This window comes from Solitalea longa (genome assembly GCF_002920915.1).
Taxonomy (GTDB): Bacteria; Bacteroidota; Bacteroidia; order Sphingobacteriales; family Sphingobacteriaceae; genus Solitalea; species Solitalea longa.
Genome location: NZ_PQVF01000032.1, coordinates 1 through 1511 on the forward strand (window position 1 = coordinate 1; position 1511 = coordinate 1511).

1 protein-coding gene is annotated in these 1511 nt (G+C 43.7%); it reads right to left on the bottom strand.

What is annotated here, in order from left to right; genetic code table 11:
* Window positions 1-833: 833 nt before the first annotated feature.
* A partial coding sequence (locus tag C3K47_RS19650) for a hypothetical protein (protein WP_207765338.1) occupies window positions 834-1511 on the bottom strand: 678 nt, incomplete at its 5' end.

Consider the following 1511-nt stretch of genomic DNA (forward strand, 5'->3'; position numbering starts at 1 on the left):
CTTGTCAGCATCGCTGCATTGCTGAACGAAGCCGAAGCCATTGAACTGCAGCTGCCATTATCCGCTGTTACCGTATAGCTGGTGCCGAGCGCCATACCACTGATCGCTCCCGTAGCATCCACTCTGGGACCTGCCGGAGTGAAGGTATAGCTGTTTGAAGCACTGTAGTTACTGATCGAGCTGCTGCCGTCTGAAACGCAGGTCGCTGCCGCTGAGGCCAGGGTCGGAACCGCCGGCACGGAATTTACAATTATAACTGCTGTACTACTATAATTACATTGATCTACCCCAGGATTGGTAGGATACCAATTATCATTTNATTATAACTGCTGTACTACTATAATTACATTGATCTACCCCAGGATTGGTAGGATACCAATTATCATTTAAAGAAGATATGCCAAAAGTATATGTACCCGGTGTAGAAATATTAATTGGGATCGTTACAGTCGAATTTTTACCTGTTCGATTTATTGAAACACCTAGAGGCAGAGGGTTGGCAGTATTTATAATACCCTTATCCACTCCATCTTGAGTATATGTAAATACCCATTCAGGAGAGCCAACGGTAGAAAGATCATCACTGGTAAGGCTCACCGTTAAAATAACAGTTTGAGCCGAACAGGCAGTGGCCTGAGAAAAAGAAACATTGGCAGTAGGAGGCATTTTAATGTCTATCGCACATTGGCCGAAGGAATAATTAGCACAAAACAATAGCAGTACAGCAACAATAATATTGCTGTACCAAAATGTTCTGTTATTTGCTGTATATGTATTATTCTTCATACTAAGCTTGATAAATCATTTATAAATGCACATCCGATCCACATTAACTAGGGCGTCGTTAGTCCATTACAAGTTCCTGGACAACCATAATTAGCATCTTCTACTTCCACAGTGTATGATCCTCTAAGTAAATTAGGGAATCTAAATACAGCTGTTCCTGTTTGTGTTCCTGTGGCAATAACCAATGAGCCTTGTTTTAACGTCAAAATGTATTTTCCTGAACCACCTGCAGGAGTTACATCAATAGCACCAGCTTTTGTTGCATCATCTTTACAAACCACGTTGGTGAATACGTAGGTGTAGGTGACAGGAGGAAGCACAGTTACCGTTGCAGTGCCCGTTTGAGCATTGCTACAAGTTGTACCGCTGGCATCCTGAACACTTACTAAATCATATGCATAGCTTCCTGCCGTTCCGGTTGCTACCGATACCGTTACCGAACTACCCGAAGTGGTTGTTACAGCTAGTGGTACTCCGCCATTGATAGTATATGTAAACGTATATGGCGCTGTACCATTTGCTCCCGTAAAGGTGATGTCTGGTGCGGTTGCATTCAGACATACAGTTCTGGTTCCGGCTATTGTTGCTGTTGGTAATGGATTTACCGTTACTGTTCCGCTGGCTGATAATGACACACAGCCGGTAGCGGTATTCGTGATTACTACACTATATGCTCCTGCCACAGTTGAAGTGAAGGTTGCCACATTACCCGGTGCGGTTGCTCC